The 18839-nt window shown below is 42.7% G+C and carries 13 protein-coding genes, 1 tRNA gene and 1 other annotated feature; all 14 genes read left to right on the top strand.

The window, feature by feature from the left end; translation table 11 throughout:
- Window positions 1–6 precede the first annotated feature (6 nt).
- The 14 genes from DFO72_RS03530 to yihA all read left to right on the top strand — a co-directional run bounded on the left by DFO72_RS03530 (window position 7) and on the right by yihA (window position 18748).
- Window positions 7–83 (top strand) — tRNA-Arg (locus DFO72_RS03530).
- 471 nt (window positions 84–554) lie between these two features.
- Window positions 555–810, top strand: a binding site (T-box leader).
- 80 nt (window positions 811–890) lie between these two features.
- Window positions 891–2612, top strand: coding sequence for an acetolactate synthase large subunit (gene ilvB / locus DFO72_RS03525; RefSeq protein WP_113882672.1), 1722 nt, complete (start codon window positions 891–893; stop codon window positions 2610–2612).
- Window positions 2609–3127, top strand: coding sequence for an acetolactate synthase small subunit (ilvN, locus tag DFO72_RS03520; protein WP_009333175.1), 519 nt, complete (start codon window positions 2609–2611; stop codon window positions 3125–3127). The genes ilvB and ilvN overlap by 4 nt, the downstream gene beginning before the upstream one ends.
- A gap of 47 nt (window positions 3128–3174) precedes the next feature.
- A complete protein-coding gene (gene ilvC, locus DFO72_RS03515; RefSeq protein ID WP_113882673.1) occupies window positions 3175–4197 on the top strand; it encodes a ketol-acid reductoisomerase in 1023 nt (340 codons plus the stop codon).
- Window positions 4184–5728 carry a 2-isopropylmalate synthase gene (locus DFO72_RS03510; RefSeq protein ID WP_113882674.1) on the top strand — a complete coding sequence of 515 codons (1545 nt, stop codon included), beginning with the start codon at window positions 4184–4186 and terminating at the stop codon, window positions 5726–5728. Before ilvC ends, DFO72_RS03510 begins: the two co-directional genes overlap by 14 nt.
- 112 nt (window positions 5729–5840) lie before the next feature.
- Window positions 5841–6953: a 3-isopropylmalate dehydrogenase gene (gene leuB, locus DFO72_RS03505; protein ID WP_113882675.1), complete on the top strand. Its 1113-nt coding sequence runs from the start codon at window positions 5841–5843 to the stop codon at window positions 6951–6953.
- A 97-nt stretch (window positions 6954–7050) separates the two neighbouring features.
- Window positions 7051–8466 carry a 3-isopropylmalate dehydratase large subunit gene (gene leuC / locus DFO72_RS03500; RefSeq protein WP_113882676.1) on the top strand — a complete coding sequence of 472 codons (1416 nt, stop codon included), beginning with the start codon at window positions 7051–7053 and terminating at the stop codon, window positions 8464–8466.
- 16 nt (window positions 8467–8482) lie between these two features.
- Window positions 8483–9076 (top strand): 3-isopropylmalate dehydratase small subunit, encoded by a 594-nt coding sequence (leuD, locus tag DFO72_RS03495; protein ID WP_113882677.1) that lies wholly within the window; start codon window positions 8483–8485, stop codon window positions 9074–9076.
- A 101-nt stretch (window positions 9077–9177) separates the two neighbouring features.
- Complete coding sequence (locus DFO72_RS03490) at window positions 9178–10206, top strand: tetratricopeptide repeat protein (protein WP_113882678.1); 1029 nt, start codon at window positions 9178–9180, stop codon at window positions 10204–10206.
- Window positions 10207–10367: 161 nt separating this feature from the next.
- Entirely contained in the window at window positions 10368–11654 is a 1287-nt protein-coding gene (gene tig, locus DFO72_RS03485; RefSeq protein ID WP_113882679.1) for a trigger factor, read from the top strand.
- Between the two features lie 666 nt (window positions 11655–12320).
- Window positions 12321–13586, top strand: a complete 1266-nt coding sequence (gene clpX, locus DFO72_RS03480) for an ATP-dependent protease ATP-binding subunit ClpX (protein WP_113882680.1) — start codon at window positions 12321–12323, stop codon at window positions 13584–13586.
- Window positions 13587–13888: 302 nt separating this feature from the next.
- Window positions 13889–15556: an ATP-dependent protease LonB gene (gene lonB, locus DFO72_RS03475; RefSeq protein ID WP_113882681.1), complete on the top strand. Its 1668-nt coding sequence runs from the start codon at window positions 13889–13891 to the stop codon at window positions 15554–15556.
- Window positions 15557–15842: 286 nt separating this feature from the next.
- The gene (lon, locus tag DFO72_RS03470) at window positions 15843–18170 is read left to right on the top strand and encodes an endopeptidase La (protein WP_113882682.1); all 2328 of its coding nucleotides are present in this window, start codon (window positions 15843–15845) and stop codon (window positions 18168–18170) included.
- Window positions 18167–18748, top strand: coding sequence for a ribosome biogenesis GTP-binding protein YihA/YsxC (gene yihA, locus DFO72_RS03465; RefSeq protein WP_113882683.1), 582 nt, complete (start codon window positions 18167–18169; stop codon window positions 18746–18748). The genes lon and yihA overlap by 4 nt, the downstream gene beginning before the upstream one ends.
- Window positions 18749–18839 lie beyond the last annotated feature (91 nt).

Here is an 18839-nt window from a genome sequence, read left to right as displayed (position 1 = left end):
CAATACGTCCCAGTAGCTCAGCAGGATAGAGCAACGGCCTTCTAAGCCGTCGGTCGGGAGTTCGAATCTCTCCTGGGACGCCATTTACACATCTGGCAGCACTACATATCTTACCGAATTCTTACTCACCTTTTTGGTGAGTTTTTTTATTTTTAATTTAGTTTTAATGGCAGAAGTCTGCCAGCAGAGCCTTCAGTACTTAAATATTTTAGAATTTCTTAAATTTTCAAACCGCATTTCAGGTGTTATTTCCCTTAATAAAAAAATTATCTAAAATTTTTTTGTCCCAGAGAATGTGAATATATCAACAATGTAAGCGGATACACAAAAACAGACTAATCGAAATTATCAAATAATTCATAAAAAGGGTGTTGACGGCTGATAAAAATGGGCGTAAGATAGTCCTCAATATAAGAAATTCACACCTTTAAGTTAAATAGAATTATAACCTTCATCTCAGTGAAATCATTCTTGTAATAAGTATTTTGGGTTTTTTTTATTTAATAATTCAATGATTTAAAGCGTTAGTGTAATGAGATCAAAATCTCAGAATAGGAAAAGCGTAGAAGAGGATAAGTAGTTTTATGACAGGCATTCACAGAGAGCCGGACCTGCTGAAAACCGGTAATGCCCTCTTAAAATGAACTCACCTCTGAGCGCAGTCCTGAAAGATGTTCGATTAGGGGCTGCCGGGTGTTCTTCACCCGTTATCAAAACGGACAGCATGTGGCTGTTCATGAGTGCACGCACTATAAGCGTGAATCAGGGTGGTACCGTGGAACAGGTTATCAAAGCCTTTTCATCCCTTATACCTACAATCGATAGGTGTCTTTAGGGGTGGAAGGGCTTTTTATATTGGAGTTAAAAAAACATGAGGAGGTTATCAACAAATGCTGCAGGAAGCTGCCTTAACAGAAACAAAAACGGAGACACATCCTGTCACCGGTGCTGATCTGTTATTAAGAGCCTTGGAGAAAGAAAATGTTGAAGTGATTTTTGGTTATCCTGGAGGAGCTGTTCTTCCACTCTACGACAAACTGTATCATTCAAAGATTCTTCATGTGCTGCCGCGTCATGAACAGGGAGGAATTCATGCTGCTGAAGGGTATGCCCGTATATCTGGAAAGCCGGGTGTTGTAATTGCCACTTCAGGACCAGGAGCCACTAATATTGTTACCGGGCTTGCAGACGCAATGATGGATTCACTTCCGCTGATTGTTTTTACAGGCCAGGTGGCAACGGGAGTCATTGGATCAGACGCCTTTCAGGAGGCAGATATCCTGGGGATAACCACTCCAATTACAAAATACAATTATCAGGTCCGCAGCATTGAAGATATCCCGAGAATTATTAAAGAAGCTTTTTATATAGCTTCAACCGGCAGGCCAGGACCGGTACTGATCGATATCCCTAAAGACATTGCTGCGGGAGTTTCAGATCAGCCTGAGGAAGAAAAGGAAGTGAATCTGCCGGGATATCAGCCGACATTAAAACCAAATTACCTGCAAATAAGGAAATTAACTGAAGCGGTCAGCAGATCGAAAAAGCCTGTCATCCTGGCTGGTGCTGGCGTGCTTCATGGAAGAGCATCCAAAGAATTAAAAGAGTACGCAGAGCAGCAGCAGGTTCCTGTTATTCACACACTCCTGGGCCTCGGCGGGTTCCCCGCAGATCATCCATTATTTATCGGAATGGCAGGGATGCATGGCTGTTATACAGCCAATATGGGACTCACAGAATGTGACTTGCTGATAAATATTGGAGCCCGATTTGATGACAGACTAACAGGAAACTTACAGCATTTTGCACCACATGCAACAGTCGCCCATATTGATATTGATCCTGCTGAAATCGGCAAGAACGTTCCAACGTCCATTCCGATTGTGGCAGATGCAAAAGAAGCTCTTGAGCAGCTGATTCTGCAGGATGGAAAACCCCCGGCCCATAAAGAATGGATGGAAACCATCCTGAGGTGGCAGGAGGAATATCCATATTTCTATGATAAAGAATCTGGACGATTAAAGCCTCAGAAAGTCATGGAAATGCTCCATTCAAAAACGGAAGGGAATGCCATCGTCGTAACAGACGTAGGACAGCATCAAATGTGGGCAGCCCAATACTACCGCTTTAATAAGGCAGACAGATGGGTGACATCAGGAGGGCTTGGTACAATGGGGTTTGGTTTCCCCGCCAGCATCGGAGCTCAGCTGGCCGACCCGGAAGCATGCGTACTCGCTATTTGCGGAGACGGAGGGTTCCAGATGTCAACACAGGAGCTTGCCATTATACAGGAAATGAACCTGCCGGTGAAAATTATAATTTTTAATAATATGGCCCTTGGCATGGTTCGGCAATGGCAGGAGATATTTTATGAATCCCGTTTCTCTCACAGCAAAATTCCAGTACAGCCATCTTTCGTAAAATTGGCAGAAGCTTACGGAATAAAAGGATATGTCATTCAATCTGAAGAAGAAGCTGAAGAATTATTGGATGAAGTGCTTCATAACCGCGAACCAGTACTTATCGACTTCCGGGTGGATCCGGATGAAAACGTGTATCCGATGATTGCACCTGGGAAAGGACTTCATGAAATGGCAGGTGTAAAACCATGAAAAGAGTCATATGCCTGACTGTGATGAATCGGCCGGGTGTTCTAAACAGAATCACAAATTTATTTTCCAAAAGAAACTTTAATATTGAGAGCATTTCAGTTGGCCTGTCTGAACATGAAGGGATGTCGCGCATCACTTGTGTGGTCCATGTTGAGGACTCCAGTGCCAGTGAACAAATTACTAAACAGCTAAACAAGCAAATCGATGTGATAAAAGTGACTGATATCACGGATCAATCGATAGTGGCAAGGGAGCTCGCCCTCATTAAAGTTCAGGCGGTCCCTTATACAAGGAATGAAATATACTCCTTGATTGAACCCTTCAGAGCCTCTGTTATTGATGTCAGCAAGGATAGCATGACTGTTCAGATTACAGGTGAATCTGATAAAGTAGAAGCTTTCATTGAACTCATTAAACCTTATGGAATCAAAGAGCTTGCCCGGACGGGAACAACGGCATTCCCTAGAGGAACACAGCGTACTTCACAGCAGTCCAAATCATATTCCATTGTTTAATAAATCTAATACTAAAATATTATTTTAATCGGAGAGGGAGATAAAACATGGCAAAAATGTATTATAACGGAGATGCAAATGCAGCTTATTTAAACGGAAAGAAAGTAGCGGTCATCGGATACGGTTCTCAGGGACATGCGCATGCGTTAAACATGAGGGACAGCGGAGTTGAAGTTGTAATCGGCCTTAGAAAAGGAAAATCTTGGGAAAAAGCAGAAGAAGACGGCTTCCAGGTATATTCGGTCGCTGAGGCTGCTGCACAGTCTGATGTAGTGATGATCTTATTGCCGGATGAACTCCAGCCAAAAGTATACAAGGAAGAAATCGAACCAAATCTATCAACCCAGGCATTAATGTTTGCACATGGATTTAATATCCATTTTAATCAGATTGTGCCTCCAAAAGAGTGTGATGTACTGCTTGTAGCACCTAAAGGACCAGGCCATTTGGTCAGAAGAACATATGAACAGGATGCAGGTGTCCCAGCACTGTTTGCAGTCCATCAGGACGTAACGGGGGAAGCGAAGGAACTGGCCCTTGCTTACGCTAAAGCCATTGGATCTCTTCGCGCAGGTGCATTGGAAACAACGTTTAAAGAAGAAACAGAGACAGATCTGTTTGGCGAACAGGCAGTGCTATGCGGCGGGTTGACCTCTTTGGTGAAAGCAGGATTTGAAACTCTTACTGAAGCTGGCTATCAGCCGGAACTGGCATACTTCGAATGTCTTCATGAGCTAAAACTCATCGTTGACCTTATGTATGAAGGCGGTCTGGAAGGAATGCGCTATTCCATCTCAGATACTGCTCAATGGGGAGATTTTGTCAGCGGCCCGCGGGTGGTAGATGCAAGAGTGAAAGAAGAAATGAAGGCAGTTTTGAAAGATATCCAGGAAGGCAATTTTGCTAAAGGCTGGATTCTGGAAAACCAAGCAAATAGACCGGTATTCAATGCCGTAAATCAAAGAGAAAATGAGCATCCGATCGAACAGGTTGGAAGAGAGCTTCGCAAAATGATGCCGTTTGTCAATAGCAGCAAGAAGAAAGAAGTGGTCGTAAGTGCGAACAATTAAGATATTTGACACAACCTTAAGAGATGGGGAACAATCGGCCGGTGTAAACCTTAACTTCTCCGAAAAGTTAGAAATCGCAAGGCAGCTGGAGCGCTTGAATGTTGATATTATTGAAGCTGGTTTTCCTGCAGCGTCAAAAGGTGATTTTGCTTCTGTACAGAAAATTGCCCAGACGATTAAAAATTGCTCGGTCACAGGCCTGGCAAGAGCAGTTATCTCTGATATAGATGCCGCATGGGGAGCATTGAAGGACGGGGCTGAGCCAAGGATACATACATTCCTGGCAACCTCTCCGATTCACAGACAATATAAGTTAAAGAAAACGAAAGAAGAAGTGGTTGAAACAGCAGTGGAAACAGTTAAGTATGCTGCTTCAAAGTTCCCAATCGTCCAATGGTCTGCGGAGGATGCTACCAGGACGGAATTGCCTTTTCTTGCTGAAATAATCGAAAAGGTAATCCAGGCTGGGGCGAGGATCATTAATATACCGGATACTGTTGGATACACAACACCGCAGGAATATGGAGAGATTTTTCAATATTTAAGAAATCATGTTCCTTCTATTGATAAAGTATCCTTATCTGCTCATTGCCATGATGACTTGGGAATGGCCATAGCTAATTCCCTTTCAGCTATAGAAAATGGAGCAACGCAGATTGAGGGCACTATTAACGGGATTGGTGAAAGAGCAGGAAATGCGGCATTGGAGGAGCTGGCGGTAGCCCTTTATATCCGAAATAATCATTATCAGGCTTCCACCCGTCTGAATCTTCAGGAAATCAGCAGAACGAGCAGCCTGATCAGCAAGCTGACAGGCATGGTGGTACCAGCCAATAAAGCGATTGTCGGAAGAAATGCTTTTGCACATGAATCAGGAATACACCAGGATGGGGTACTGAAGGAAAAAACAACTTATGAAATTATATCCCCTGATCTAGTCGGATTCCAATCCAATTCCATGGTGCTTGGAAAACATTCAGGACGCCATGCCTTTAAAAACCGCCTGAGTGAACTGGGACTTGAAGTAGCAGATGAAGAAGCAAACCGGCTATTCACAGTTTTCAAAGATTTGGCAGACCGCAAAAAAGAGATGACAGACGACGACCTTGCGGCCATCGTACTTGAAGAGAAGCTCTCCAAGGAACAGCGATTCTATGATTTGATCGGAATCCAAATTCAGTATGGCACGAACTCTGTTCCAACAGCAACTGTTACCCTGTCAGGATCAAACAACGAAGTGATCCAGGAAGCCGGTACTGGAGCAGGAAGCATAGAGGCGCTTTATAACACATTGGAAAAATGCCTGAATGGATCAGCTAACCTTCTTGATTACCGCATTCAATCCGTAGGGGCAGGAAGAGACGCTTTAGCCCAGGTTTATGTGAAGCTGAACTACGAAGGAATGGAAACCAGCGGCCGCGGATTGGCCCAGGATGTGCTCGAAGCATCCTCAAAGGCTTACTTGAACGCTGTTAATAGAGTGATATATATGAAAGAAAAAGCACAGGCGCAAGCGGTAGAGGCGAATTAATAGAAGCTCCCTTTCCTCCCCGCGGGTTCGCTTTAGTGCCCCGTGCTGACATCACTATAACCAAAACAATAATCTATAAAAATAAACAAAAAAACAGACGGAGGGATTAAAAATGAAAAAACGTATCGCAGTACTTCCAGGAGATGGGATCGGCAAAGAAGTGGTGAAGGGAGCAATTGAAGTCCTGCAGGCTGTTGGAGAACGGTTCGGACATCAATTCCAATTTTCATATGGCAAAATTGGCGGTTCTGCTATTGATACAGCCGGAACCCCACTGCCTGATGAAACACTGGAGCTTTGCAAAGATAGCGATGCGGTCATGCTTGGAGCGGTTGGAGGGCCTAAATGGGACCAGCAGCCTCCCCACCTTCGTCCTGAAAAGGGTCTCTTGAAGATCCGCAAGGAATTGAATCTCTATGCAAATCTGCGGCCAACTCAATATTATTCCAGCCTTTCTGATACTTCCCCATTAAAAAATGAAGTAATTGAGGGTGTGGATATGCTGATGGTCAGGGAATTAACTGGCGGCCTGTATTTCGGCAAGCCAAGCGAGAGGACCCAGCAAAACGGAAAAGATGCTGTGGTAGATACATTGTTTTATCAAAAAGAAGAAATGCGGCGTGTCATTAAACTGGCCTTTGAACTTGCCGGAAGCCGCCGTGGCAAGGTGACTTCTGTTGACAAGGCCAATGTTCTGGAATCAAGCCGAATGTGGAGAGAGGTAGCGGACGAAATTGCAAAGCAATATCCGGAAGTGGCATTGGAGCATATGCTTGTTGACAATGCAGCGATGCAAATGATTAAAAATCCGAAGCAATTCGATGTTGTAGTAACGGAAAATATGTTTGGTGATATTTTGAGCGATGAAGCGTCTGTATTGACTGGCTCTTTAGGGATGCTTCCTTCCGCCAGTATTTCGGAAAACGGGCCTTATTTATATGAACCAATCCATGGTTCAGCACCGGATATTCAAGGTAAGAATGCAGCCAATCCTATTGCCATGATTTTATCAGCAGCCATGATGCTTCGATTATCTTTCGGAATGGAAGAGGAAGCTGAAGCGGTTGAAAATGCTGTTAATCAAGTACTTGAAGCTGGCTATCGTACAAGAGATATTGTTTCATTTGGAAAAAAGGTGGTTACTACTTCTGAAATGATTGAAGAGGTAAAGGCTACCCTTTTGGATAACGAAGCTATTCTTAATATCATGGGGGCTTATGCATAAAGCTGAAATGATGGCTGGAAACAGTCTCAGCTGATTTTTAAAAACTGAGACACGGCCTTCATCGGCCGTGTTTCTTTTAAAAAGGGAGTGGAACGGAATGGGAAAATCAATAATAGATAAGATTTGGGAAAAGCATGTAGTCCACAGGGAAGAGGGGAAACCGGATTTGGTGTACATAGACCTCCACTTAGTGCACGAAGTTACGTCCCCTCAGGCTTTTTCAGGTTTAAGAATGAAAAACAGAAAAGTCAGAAGGCCTGATAAAACGTTTGCTACAGTTGACCACAATATTCCTACTGATAACCGAAAAGTCATCAATGATCCTGTTGCACTAAACCAAATGACTACATTGGAAAAAAACTGTCTGGAATTCGGCATCCCTCTTGCCGGGCTGGATAGTCCTGAACAGGGGATAGTCCATGTTATCGGGCCGGAGCTGGGTCTTACCCAGCCAGGCATGACAATTGTTTGCGGTGATAGCCATACATCGACTCATGGAGCTTTTGGATCAATAGCATTTGGCATTGGAACAAGTGAAGTGGAGCATGTCATGGCTACCCAGACTTTATGGCAAAGCAAGCCTAAAACATTAAAGCTGGAGATAAATGGCGATCTGAAAAAAGGTGTTACCGCTAAAGATGTAATACTTTATATAATTGCCAAAAACGGAATTGGCTTTGGTACGGGCCATATTATTGAGTATTGCGGTGATGCCATTGCGAAAATGTCAATGGAAGAAAGAATGACGATTTGCAATATGTCCATTGAAGGAGGAGCAAGGGCGGGGCTTGTCAGTCCTGATGAAACGACGTTTGCGTATCTGCAAGGACGGAAGTATGCACCAGAAGGAGCTGAATTTGCACAGGCGGTCGAGAATTGGAAAGAGCTTGTATCCGATCCTGATGCGGCATACGATAAAACCATTCAAATTGATGCAGCAGATATTGCGCCTATGGTCAGCTGGGGGACGAATCCTTCTATGACTTCCAAGGTGAATGAAAAACTTCCAAAACTTGAGGAATGCAAAAACGAGCTTGAACAAAAATCACTTTCTAGAGCTTTAGATTATATGGGGCTGCAGGAAGGGCAGAAAATTGAAGACATCCAGATTCAGCATGTTTTCATCGGGTCCTGTACAAATTCCCGGCTGGAAGACTTAAAACAGGCCGCAGAAATAATTAGAGGGAAGAAAGTTCATCCTCAAGTCCGTGCACTGGTTGTTCCAGGGTCACAGCAGGTCAAAAAGCAGGCGGAGGCTGAAGGGCTGGATCTTATCTTTAAGCAGGCTGGTTTTGAATGGAGGGAATCAGGCTGCAGCATGTGTTTGAGCATGAATAATGATATTGTGCCAAGCGGAGAGCATTGTGCATCAACATCCAACCGAAATTTTGAAGGACGCCAGGGGTCAGGAGCCAGAACACATCTTGTCAGTCCATTAATGGCGGCTGCAGCAGCTTTGTACGGACATTTTGTGGACGTAGGTGCTTTGCTTAGCGCAGAAACAGTTCAATAAAAAGGAGGAGAACAAGATGAGCGGATTTAAAACACTGCAAGGGAAAGCGGCTGCTTTAGATAGAGCAAATGTGGATACTGATCAGATTATCCCAAAGCAATTTCTTAAAAGAATTGAGAAAACGGGGTTTGGACAGTATCTGTTCTATGACTGGAGATTTACAAAAGATGGTCTGCCTAACCCTGAGTTTGAGTTGAATAAGGAAGAAAACCTGGGTGCCCCTATACTCATTGCAAATGAAAACTTCGGCTGCGGTTCTTCAAGGGAGCATGCCCCATGGGCTTTGGGGGATTATGGATTTAAAGTCATCATTGCCCCTTCATTTGCTGATATTTTTCATCAAAATTGCTTAAAAAATGGACTTTTGCCAATTACTCTTCCGGCTGAAACAGTCGAATATCTGCTCAAGTGTGCTAAAAGCCAGCCATACGAATTGAAGGTTGATTTGCAGAATCAAGTAATTGAAGATGAACATAGTTTTTCAGTATCATTCTCTATTAATGATTACTGGAAGAAAATGCTGATTAATGGCTGGGATGAAATAGAGATTACCCTTCAATTAGAAAGTAGCATTTCAAATTTTGAAGAAAAACTGTTAGCGGTACAGTAAGAATGTATGAAAGATTCATGGCGGGAAACCATGAATCTTTTTGTTTTTCTGCTGATTCATGCTACACTAACTTCAAAAATATAAATTGAGGCGGTATTAACATGGGAAAGCGGGAACGGAAAAAACAATACAATAAAATCATTCTATTTCCCGGCCTTGAGAAAAGACTGCTGGAAAAGGGGCTTGAGTCCTTTCAGCAGAAAAGGTATCAGGAATCGATCCAGTTCTTTGAAGAAGCAATGGAGATGGAGCCTGAGAATACCGATGTCCATATCGGGCTTGTTCTGGCATATTATGAAGCGGGAGCGTTGGAAAAAGCGAAAGAACTGGCTAATAAAATGCTCCAAACAGGCATTGGGGATTACATACAAGTAATGGACCTTTATTTAATGATCCTTGTGCAGCTGCACCAATACAGCGAGATTGCAGCAATGATTGAAGTTCTCCTTGAAGAGAGGGAGATCCCGAAGGAGAAGTTTGAGCATTTCAGCAGAATGCTTGAGTTCAGCAGAAAGATGGCTGCTTCACCTTCTGAAGCCGAGACTGGTGCACCTGATATGGAGGAATTCAAAAATAGGAAGCTCAATTTGTTCTCCTACCAGGATCAGCATGACCAAATGCAGATCGCTGCACAGCTGGCAGAACATAATATCAGGCCATATATAGAAGATATTAAAGCATATCTTGAAGCGCATGACGGTAATCCTTTCTTTAAAACAATGCTGTTAAATGTGCTTACCGAGCATGGTTATGATAAATATGTACCGATTCGAAAATTTGATAAGAGTGTTCGCGTTATTCCTGCTGAACTCCCCCCGGTACATCAGCAGCCGATGCTGTTAAAAATAGTCAACAAACTGGAGATTCAGCTCGAGCAGGAAGATCCAGTATTATATGAAAATACAAAGAGCCTTGCAGAAAGGCACTTTTTCCTATTATATCCGCTTGAGGCCTCACCGGATAACGCTGCGTCCTGGGCGGCGGCATACCATATGCTTTCATATGAGTACCATGGCTTAACCAGTTCTTTCAGCAAACTGGGAGATATTTATGAAGCTCCAGAAGAGGAGATTGAACAGGCTCTTGCCTTTATAAGAAAGATAGAAGAAATTTCTTATCCCAATATTTAGCCTTCAATGTTGAAAGACAGAGAGTGTATGTTATAATATAATGGTTGTATTATGTGTATATATACATTTTTATTTAATGGATATGGCTTGAAAAACAAGAGATATTCATAACATTCTGTGTTGAATGAAATGATAATAGATTTTTGGAGGGAAATGATTGTATGTCTGCTAAATTTGAAAAGTTAGAAGGGAACCGCGGGGTTCTTACAATTGAAGTAGATGCAGAGAAAGTGAATGAAGGCTTAGACGCTGCATTTAAAAAAGTAGTTAAGCAAGTAAACGTTCCAGGATTCCGTAAAGGAAAAATGCCTCGCGGAATGTTTGAAAAGCGTTTCGGAGTTGAATCTTTATACCAGGATGCAGTAGATTATCTTCTTCCAGAAGCTTATGCTAATGCAATTGATGAAACAGGCATTGAGCCGGTAGATCGTCCTGAAATCGATGTTGAGCAAATCGAAAAAGGAAAAAACCTAATCTTCAAAGCTACAGTTACTGTTAAGCCTGAAGTAAAGCTTGGCGAATACAAAGGCCTTGAAGTCAAGCCGCTTGAAACAAACGTTACGGATGAAGATGTTAACAGCGAGCTAACTTCACTTCAGGAAAGACAAGCTGAACTTGCCGTTAAAGAAGAAGGAAAAGCTGAAACTGGCGATACAGTTGTTATGGACTTTGAAGGATTCGTTGATGGCGAAGCTTTCGAAGGCGGAAAAGCTGAGAACTACTCACTTGAACTTGGTTCAGGACAGTTCATCCCTGGCTTTGAAGATCAATTGGCTGGAACAGCGGCTGGAGAATCTAAGGAAGTTGAAGTTACTTTCCCAGAGGAATACCATGCAGCCGAGCTAGCTGGAAAGCCTGCAACATTCAAAGTAACTGTACATGAAATCAAAACAAAACAGCTTCCTGAGCTTGATGATGAGTTTGCTAAAGATGCAGACGAAGAAGTTGAAACTTTGGATGCATTAAAAGAAAAAATCAAATCTCGCTTAGAAGAAAGCAAGAAGCATGAAGCTGAGCACCATGTCCGCGATACAGTTGTTGAAGCAGCAGCAGCAAATGCAGAAATGGAAATTCCAGCTGCAATGGTTGACACAGAAGTTAACCGCATGATGCAGGAGTTCGAACAGCGTCTGCAAACGCAGGGCATGAACCTTGAACTATACTTCCAGTTCTCCGGACAGGATGAAGCTGCACTGCGCGAGCAAATGAAAGAGGAAGCTGAAAAGCGCGTACGCGTTAACCTTACTCTTGAAGCGATCGCAAAGGCAGAAAACATCGAAGTAAGCGATGAAGAAGTTACAGAAGAACTTAACAAAATGGCAGAAATGTACAATATGTCTGCTGACCAGATCACACAAGCTCTTGGAAGCCTTGAAGGCCTAAAAGCAGATCTTCAAATTAAAAAAGCAGTAGATTTCCTTGTGGAAAATAGTAAGACTGTTGCATAATAAAAGAAAAGTGGAGCCGACTGCATTGCCCCGACAAGCATAAGACGAATTACGGAGGAGGTGTTGAACCTCAGTTGTAATTTGGCTTATGACCACGAGGAGCAAGGAGGCGGAATTAGACAGCAGTCTAACTTCGACAGCAGAAATTTTCTCCCTTTTAATAAGAAACAAGGCGCGAGTATATCGTGCCTTGTTTTATACCATCAAGACAATCATAATTAAAATCTCCCTTGTATCTTTTGCCTGGTGAAAAGTTTTACGGCATATTGAACATGGACAGGAATACAAATACATATATAGATATTTTAATTATCGGTCCAAGGGGCCGACTTAATTTAGCCATTTTTGGTTAAGCTTATGAAAGTACATATAAAATTCAGCCTGTTTTTTCTTTGCGAAATCCCATCACATGCATGCATACATAATTGAAATGTTTTAAGAGTTATCATTTCCTGTCCACTGTAAAAATGTGTTACAATGCAATACATAACTGCTGAAGGTTTTGATTTTTAAGAAAGTGTGAATTATTAAAGAGGGCATGTTTGCACGTATATTACACAGAGTCCATTATAATTCCCAACCTTTCTAGGCTGAATAAAGAACTATTTGCATGTGATCTCGCAAGCTTAATATATCGTTTTGAAGTTTTTTCAAGGGGTGAAGGATTTGTTTAAATTTAATGATGAAAAAGGGCAATTGAAATGTTCTTTCTGTGGCAAGACACAGGATCAGGTCCGCAAACTTGTTGCCGGGCCAGGAGTATATATATGTGATGAATGCATCGAACTTTGCACTGAAATTGTGGAAGAAGAGCTGGGTACAGAAGAAGAAGTGGAATTCAAAGATGTGCCAAAGCCAGCTGAAATCCGCGATATTCTGGATGAGTACGTAATTGGCCAGGATCAGGCGAAAAAATCGTTATCTGTTGCGGTATATAATCACTATAAGCGCATCAATTCCAACAGCAAGATAGATGAAGTTGAACTATCAAAAAGTAACATTGCCATGATCGGTCCGACTGGAAGCGGTAAAACCTTGCTTGCTCAGACATTGGCCCGTATTCTTAATGTTCCGTTTGCAATTGCAGACGCAACATCATTGACTGAAGCCGGATATGTAGGGGAAGATGTTGAAAATATCCTCCTAAAGCTTATTCAGGCAGCAGATTATGATGTAGAAAAGGCAGAAAAAGGAATCATTTATATTGATGAGATTGATAAAGTTGCACGTAAGTCGGAAAATCCGTCAATTACTCGTGATGTATCGGGTGAAGGTGTGCAGCAGGCTCTATTGAAAATTCTGGAAGGGACAGTTGCGAGCGTACCGCCACAAGGCGGCCGCAAACATCCTCATCAGGAATTTATCCAGATTGACACGACCAATATCCTGTTTATTTGCGGCGGTGCATTTGATGGCATTGAGCAAATTATTAAACGCCGTTTAGGCCAAAAGGTTATTGGCTTTGGATCTGACCAGAATCAAAAAGAAATCGAGCCAAAGGATCTTCTTGCAAAAGTGCTTCCTGAAGACCTGCTGAAATTCGGTTTAATTCCTGAATTTATTGGACGTCTTCCAGTTATTGCAAGCCTTTCCCAGCTTGATGAAGCTGCATTGATTGAGATTTTAACTAAACCTAAAAATGCACTTGTCAAACAATATCAGAAAATGCTTGAACTTGATGATGTTGAGCTTGATTTTGAAGAAGGCGCACTTGAAGAAATTGCTAAAAAAGCAATTGAAAGAAAAACAGGTGCCCGCGGACTGCGCTCCATTATTGAAGGAATCATGCTGGATGTAATGTTTGATCTTCCATCACGCGAAGATATTAAAAAATGCATTATTACCAAAGAAACGGTTATTGAAAATGGTTCGCCAAAACTTGTTTTGGAGGACGGAACAGTCGTAGAAGAAGAGCGCAAGACGTCAGCATAATAAAAAGTGGCCAGCCTTGGGGCATGGCCATTTTTTATGCTTTTCTGAATTTATGCTTGAGGCCCTCAAGGAAGGGGGTTCATTCAAACATTGCCACAGGACAGGAAAAGCTACGGTAGCGATACATCGCACGACCGAAAGCGGCAGCTTTTGGGAGGACGTGGGGCTTTAATCTGAGTTCCTTCGTGGTCAAGGCGCTTCCGCTTTCCGTGCTTACTTTTAAATGAATTCCTTGTTTATTCCAACTCAGTCAGGGAGATACTAGCATTATCAACGAGACAAATAATGCAGGAGGGAACACAATGAGTTGGACGGGGATCGCTTTATTTATCCAATTGTTTTTTGGAATTGTCATTGGGCTTTACTTTTGGAATTTGCTTAGGAGCCAGCGGACACAAAAGGTTTCTATCGACCGTGAATCAAGGAAGGAAATGGATGTATTGAAAAAGATGCGTTCCATTTCATTAACAGAACCTTTATCAGAAAAAGTTCGTCCAGCCAGTTTTGCAGACATTGTGGGGCAGGAGGATGGAATTAAATCTCTGAAAGCGGCATTATGCGGACCCAATCCTCAACATGTAATTATTTATGGTCCACCCGGCGTGGGAAAAACGGCTGCGGCCAGATTGGTACTGGAAGAAGCCAAGAAAAATGCAAAGTCCCCCTTTGAGGCAGCTTCTGTTTTTATAGAACTGGATGCTACTACCGCGAGATTCGATGAGAGGGGCATTGCAGATCCTCTGATAGGTTCTGTTCATGATCCAATTTATCAGGGAGCCGGGGCAATGGGCCAGGCAGGAATTCCGCAGCCTAAACAGGGTGCTGTTACAAATGCACATGGAGGCGTGCTTTTTATTGACGAAATCGGTGAGCTTCACCCCATTCAGATGAACAAGCTTCTGAAAGTGCTTGAAGATCGGAAAGTATTTCTGGAGAGTGCTTATTATAATGAAGAAAATACTCAAATACCAACCCATATTCATGATATCTTTAAAAATGGCCTGCCGGCAGACTTCCGCTTGATTGGAGCAACCACCAGGACTCCGAATGAAATACCGCCTGCCATTCGTTCCAGATGCATGGAGGTTTTTTTCAGAGAGTTAGCAGAAGAAGAAATTTCCGCTGTAGCCAAAAAGGCTTCGGAAAAGGTCAATCTCACCATTAGTGAAAAGGCGCTAGGAATTCTCGCCAATTATGCAAGAAATGGACGAGAGGCGGTTAATATGATTCAAATTTCTGCAGGGTTAGCGATTACAGAAGATCGTGATTACATAAAAGATGAAGATATTGAATGGGTTGTGCAATCGAGTCAGCTTTCACCTAGAATGGAAAGGAAAATCAATTCCCATTCCGCTGTTGGTCTTGTAAATGGGCTAGCTGTATATGGACCGAACACAGGTGCTTTGCTTGACATTGAAGTTACTGTGATTCCTGCAAAAGAAAAGGGCAGTATTAATATAACAGGCATAGTAGAAGAAGAAAGCATTGGCGGCCAAGGAAAATCAATCCGCAGAAAAAGTATGGCCAAGGGTTCAATTGAAAATGTTATTACTGTTTTGAGATCAATGGGCGTACCGGCTGACGAATATGATATTCATGTCAACTTCCCCGGCGGGGTTCCAATTGACGGCCCTTCTGCAGGCATTGCCATGGCGACAGGGATTTATTCTGCTATTTATAAACGGCCAGTGGACAATACTGTAGCTATGACCGGGGAAATCAGCATTCACGGGTATGTCAAGCCAATTGGAGGCGTATATCCAAAGGTGAAAGCTGCTAAAAAAGCAGGAGCACAGACAGTAATTATCCCAAAAGAAAATATGCAATCCATCTTAAATGAGATAACAGGCATTAAGATTATTCCTGTATCCCATTTGAACGAAGTATTTGATGCGGCGCTGCAAAAAGAGTATCTCAAAGAGCAGGCCATAACCGCTTCAATCGAATTAAAGAAAAAAGAGAGCATATGATGTGTGGCCCAGTAATCCATTCAGGGTTTGTCAGTTATTGAAAACTCGCTGTACAAACGCCTCCCGCTAATCGCGGTCAGAAGCTTCGGTTTGCAGTTTAGGCTACAAACCGAAGTTTTATTTGCGTAAAGAAGGATAAAGTGTAATTATAAATGAATATCTTTTTAATACAGGCTTTCAGCAATTTCTCTTTAATAGACACTGCTATTTAAATACGATAGAATTGTACAAAGAAATTATTAGCAATAATAGGGTTTAAAAAGATGCATTTTGGAGGTGCAAAGGAATGGCGAAAAAGAAAGAAATCATCGTCCCCCTCCTGCCGCTTCGGGGCTTGCTTGTTTATCCGACCATGGTTCTGCATTTGGATGTAGGCCGTGAGAAATCGGTTCAGGCCCTTGAAAAAGCAATGGTAGATGACCATTTAATTTTCTTAACAACACAAAAGGATATATCTATAGATGAACCATCAGAAGATGATCTATATGGAATGGGCACGCTAACTCGTGTAAAGCAGATGCTCAAGCTTCCAAACGGTACAATCCGAGTTCTTGTTGAAGGGCTTAAGAGAGCGGAAATCATTGATTTTCAGGAAGAAGCCGAACATTATTCCGTTAGTGTAAAGGTTTTTGAGGATCCTGAGACCAAGGACGTAGAAGATCAGGCATTGATGAGGACCATGCTTGAATATTTTGAGCAATACATAAAGGTATCGAAGAAGATTTCAGCCGAAACGTACTCCTCTGTAGCAGATATAGAGGAGCCTGGGCGCATGGCAGATATCATTTCTTCCCATTTGCCTTTAAAGCTTAAAGAAAAACAGGAAATTCTTGAAACCATAGATGTAAAAGAGCGCATGAACCAGGTTATTGAAATCATCCATAATGAAAAAGAAGTTCTGAACCTTGAAAAAAAGATTGGCCAGCGTGTGAAAAAATCAATGGAGCGAACGCAAAAGGAGTATTATTTGCGTGAACAGATGAAGGCAATCCAAAAAGAGCTGGGTGATAAGGAAGGCAAGACGGGAGAAATAGCTGAGCTGACGGAAAAGATTGAAAATGCCGGCATGCCTGAGCATGTCGAGCTGACAGCTTTAAAAGAACTGGACCGATATGAAAAAGTTCCATCCAGTTCAGCTGAAAGTGCAGTTATCCGCAACTATATCGAATGGCTTGTCACATTGCCATGGTCAAAGGCAACAGATGATGACCTGGATATCCTGAAGGCGGAAAGAATTCTAAATGAAGACCATCATGGCCTGGAAAAAGTGAAGGAGCGGGTTCTGGAGTATCTTGCGGTGCAAAAGCTGACGAATTCTCTTAAGGGGCCGATTCTTTGTCTTGCAGGGCCTCCTGGTGTCGGTAAAACAAGCCTTGCACGTTCCATCGCGACATCCCTTAACCGCAATTTCGTCCGTGTATCCCTCGGCGGAGTCCGGGATGAGTCTGAGATTCGCGGACATAGAAGAACCTATGTAGGTGCCATGCCTGGCCGTATCATTCAGGGCATGAAAAAAGCAGGGACGATTAACCCTGTGTTCCTGCTTGATGAAATCGACAAAATGTCTTCTGATTTCCGCGGGGATCCTTCATCTGCGATGCTTGAGGTTTTAGACCCTGAGCAGAACCATAATTTTAGTGATCATTACATTGAAGAAACATATGATCTTTCAAAGGTCATGTTTATAGCCACAGCCAACAATCTCGGAACGATCCCTGGTCCGCTGCTGGACAGAATGGAAGTTATCACGATTGCAGGCTATACAGAGCAGGAGAAGATTCATATAGCGAAAGACCACCTGCTGCCTAAGCAAATTAAAGAACATGGACTTTCCAAATCACAGCTTCAGATTCGTGAAGATGGCCTGCAGAAGGTAGTCCGCTATTATACTCGTGAGGCAGGAGTCCGGGGCTTGGAACGTCAGCTGGCTACTATTTGCAGGAAAACGGCTAAAATTATCGTATCCGGCGAAAAGAAGAAAGTGATTGTGAATGGTAAAAATACTGAAGAGTTTCTTGGAAAGCCAAAATACCGCTACGGTCAGGCTGAGCTCGAAGACCAGGTTGGCGTTGCTACAGGGCTGGCCTATACAACAGTTGGCGGCGACACCCTTCAGATAGAAGTATCCCTTTCTCCTGGAAAAGGGAAGCTTGTTCTGACAGGCAAACTTGGGGATGTCATGAAAGAGTCTGCTCAAGCGGCATTCAGTTATGTTCGTTCTAAAGCAAAGGAACTGGGCATTGATGAGAATTTCCATGAAAAGCATGACATTCACATCCATGTTCCAGAAGGTGCTGTTCCAAAAGATGGTCCATCTGCAGGGATTACCATTACAACCGCCCTGGTTTCTGCCCTGTCTGGAAAGCCAATCCGTAAAGAAGTGGGAATGACAGGGGAAATCACTTTAAGAGGCCGAGTGCTTCCTATTGGCGGTTTGAAAGAAAAGTCTTTGAGCGCCCATCGTGCAGGATTGACTAAAATCATCCTCCCTAAAGATAATGAAAAGGACATTGAAGATATCCCTGAAAGCATTAGGGAAGAGCTTGATTTTGTATTGGTATCACATGTGGACGAAGTCTTAAAACATGCCCTGAATGGCGGTGCTCAAGCATGAAGGTAACCAGCTCAGAAATCGTCATCAGTGCTGTTAAGCCTGATCAATACCCTGAAAGTGATTTGCCGGAATTCGCCCTTGCCGGCCGTTCCAACGTCGGCAAATCTTCATTCATTAATAAAATGCTTAATCGAAGGGGACTTGCCAGAATATCCTCTAAACCGGGGAAGACACAAACCCTGAATTTTTACCTTATTAACGAAATTCTTCACTTTGTTGATGTTCCAGGCTATGGATATGCTAAGGTATCCAAAAAGGAACGTGAAGCTTGGGGGAAGATGATAGAAACATACTTAACCAGCAGAGAGCAGTTAAAAGCAGTTGTGCTGATAGTTGATTTGCGCCATCCCCCTTCAAGTGACGATGTCATGATGTACGACTTTTTAAAGCATTATGATATTCCTTGTGTAGTTATTGCTACAAAAGCGGATAAAATACCTAAGTCCAAGTGGCAAAAACATATGAAAATCACGAAAGAAACACTGGATATCGATCCAAATGACCAGATCATTATGTTTTCCTCCGAAACGGGTTATGGAAAAGACAAGGCCTGGTCTGCATTGAAAAGCTTTATGTAATTCAAAATATCCCGCTGCATTGTGCAGCGGGATATTTTGTTATTTCTGCCTTTAGGTCATTAGTCCTGGAGATCTTTCATTTCGATATTCC

Source organism: Cytobacillus oceanisediminis (assembly GCF_004366035.1).
Classification (GTDB): domain Bacteria; phylum Bacillota; class Bacilli; order Bacillales; family Cytobacillaceae; genus Cytobacillus; species Cytobacillus oceanisediminis_C.
Note: the sequence above shows the minus strand (reverse complement) of the source record. Positions and strands in the feature narration are given on the sequence as shown.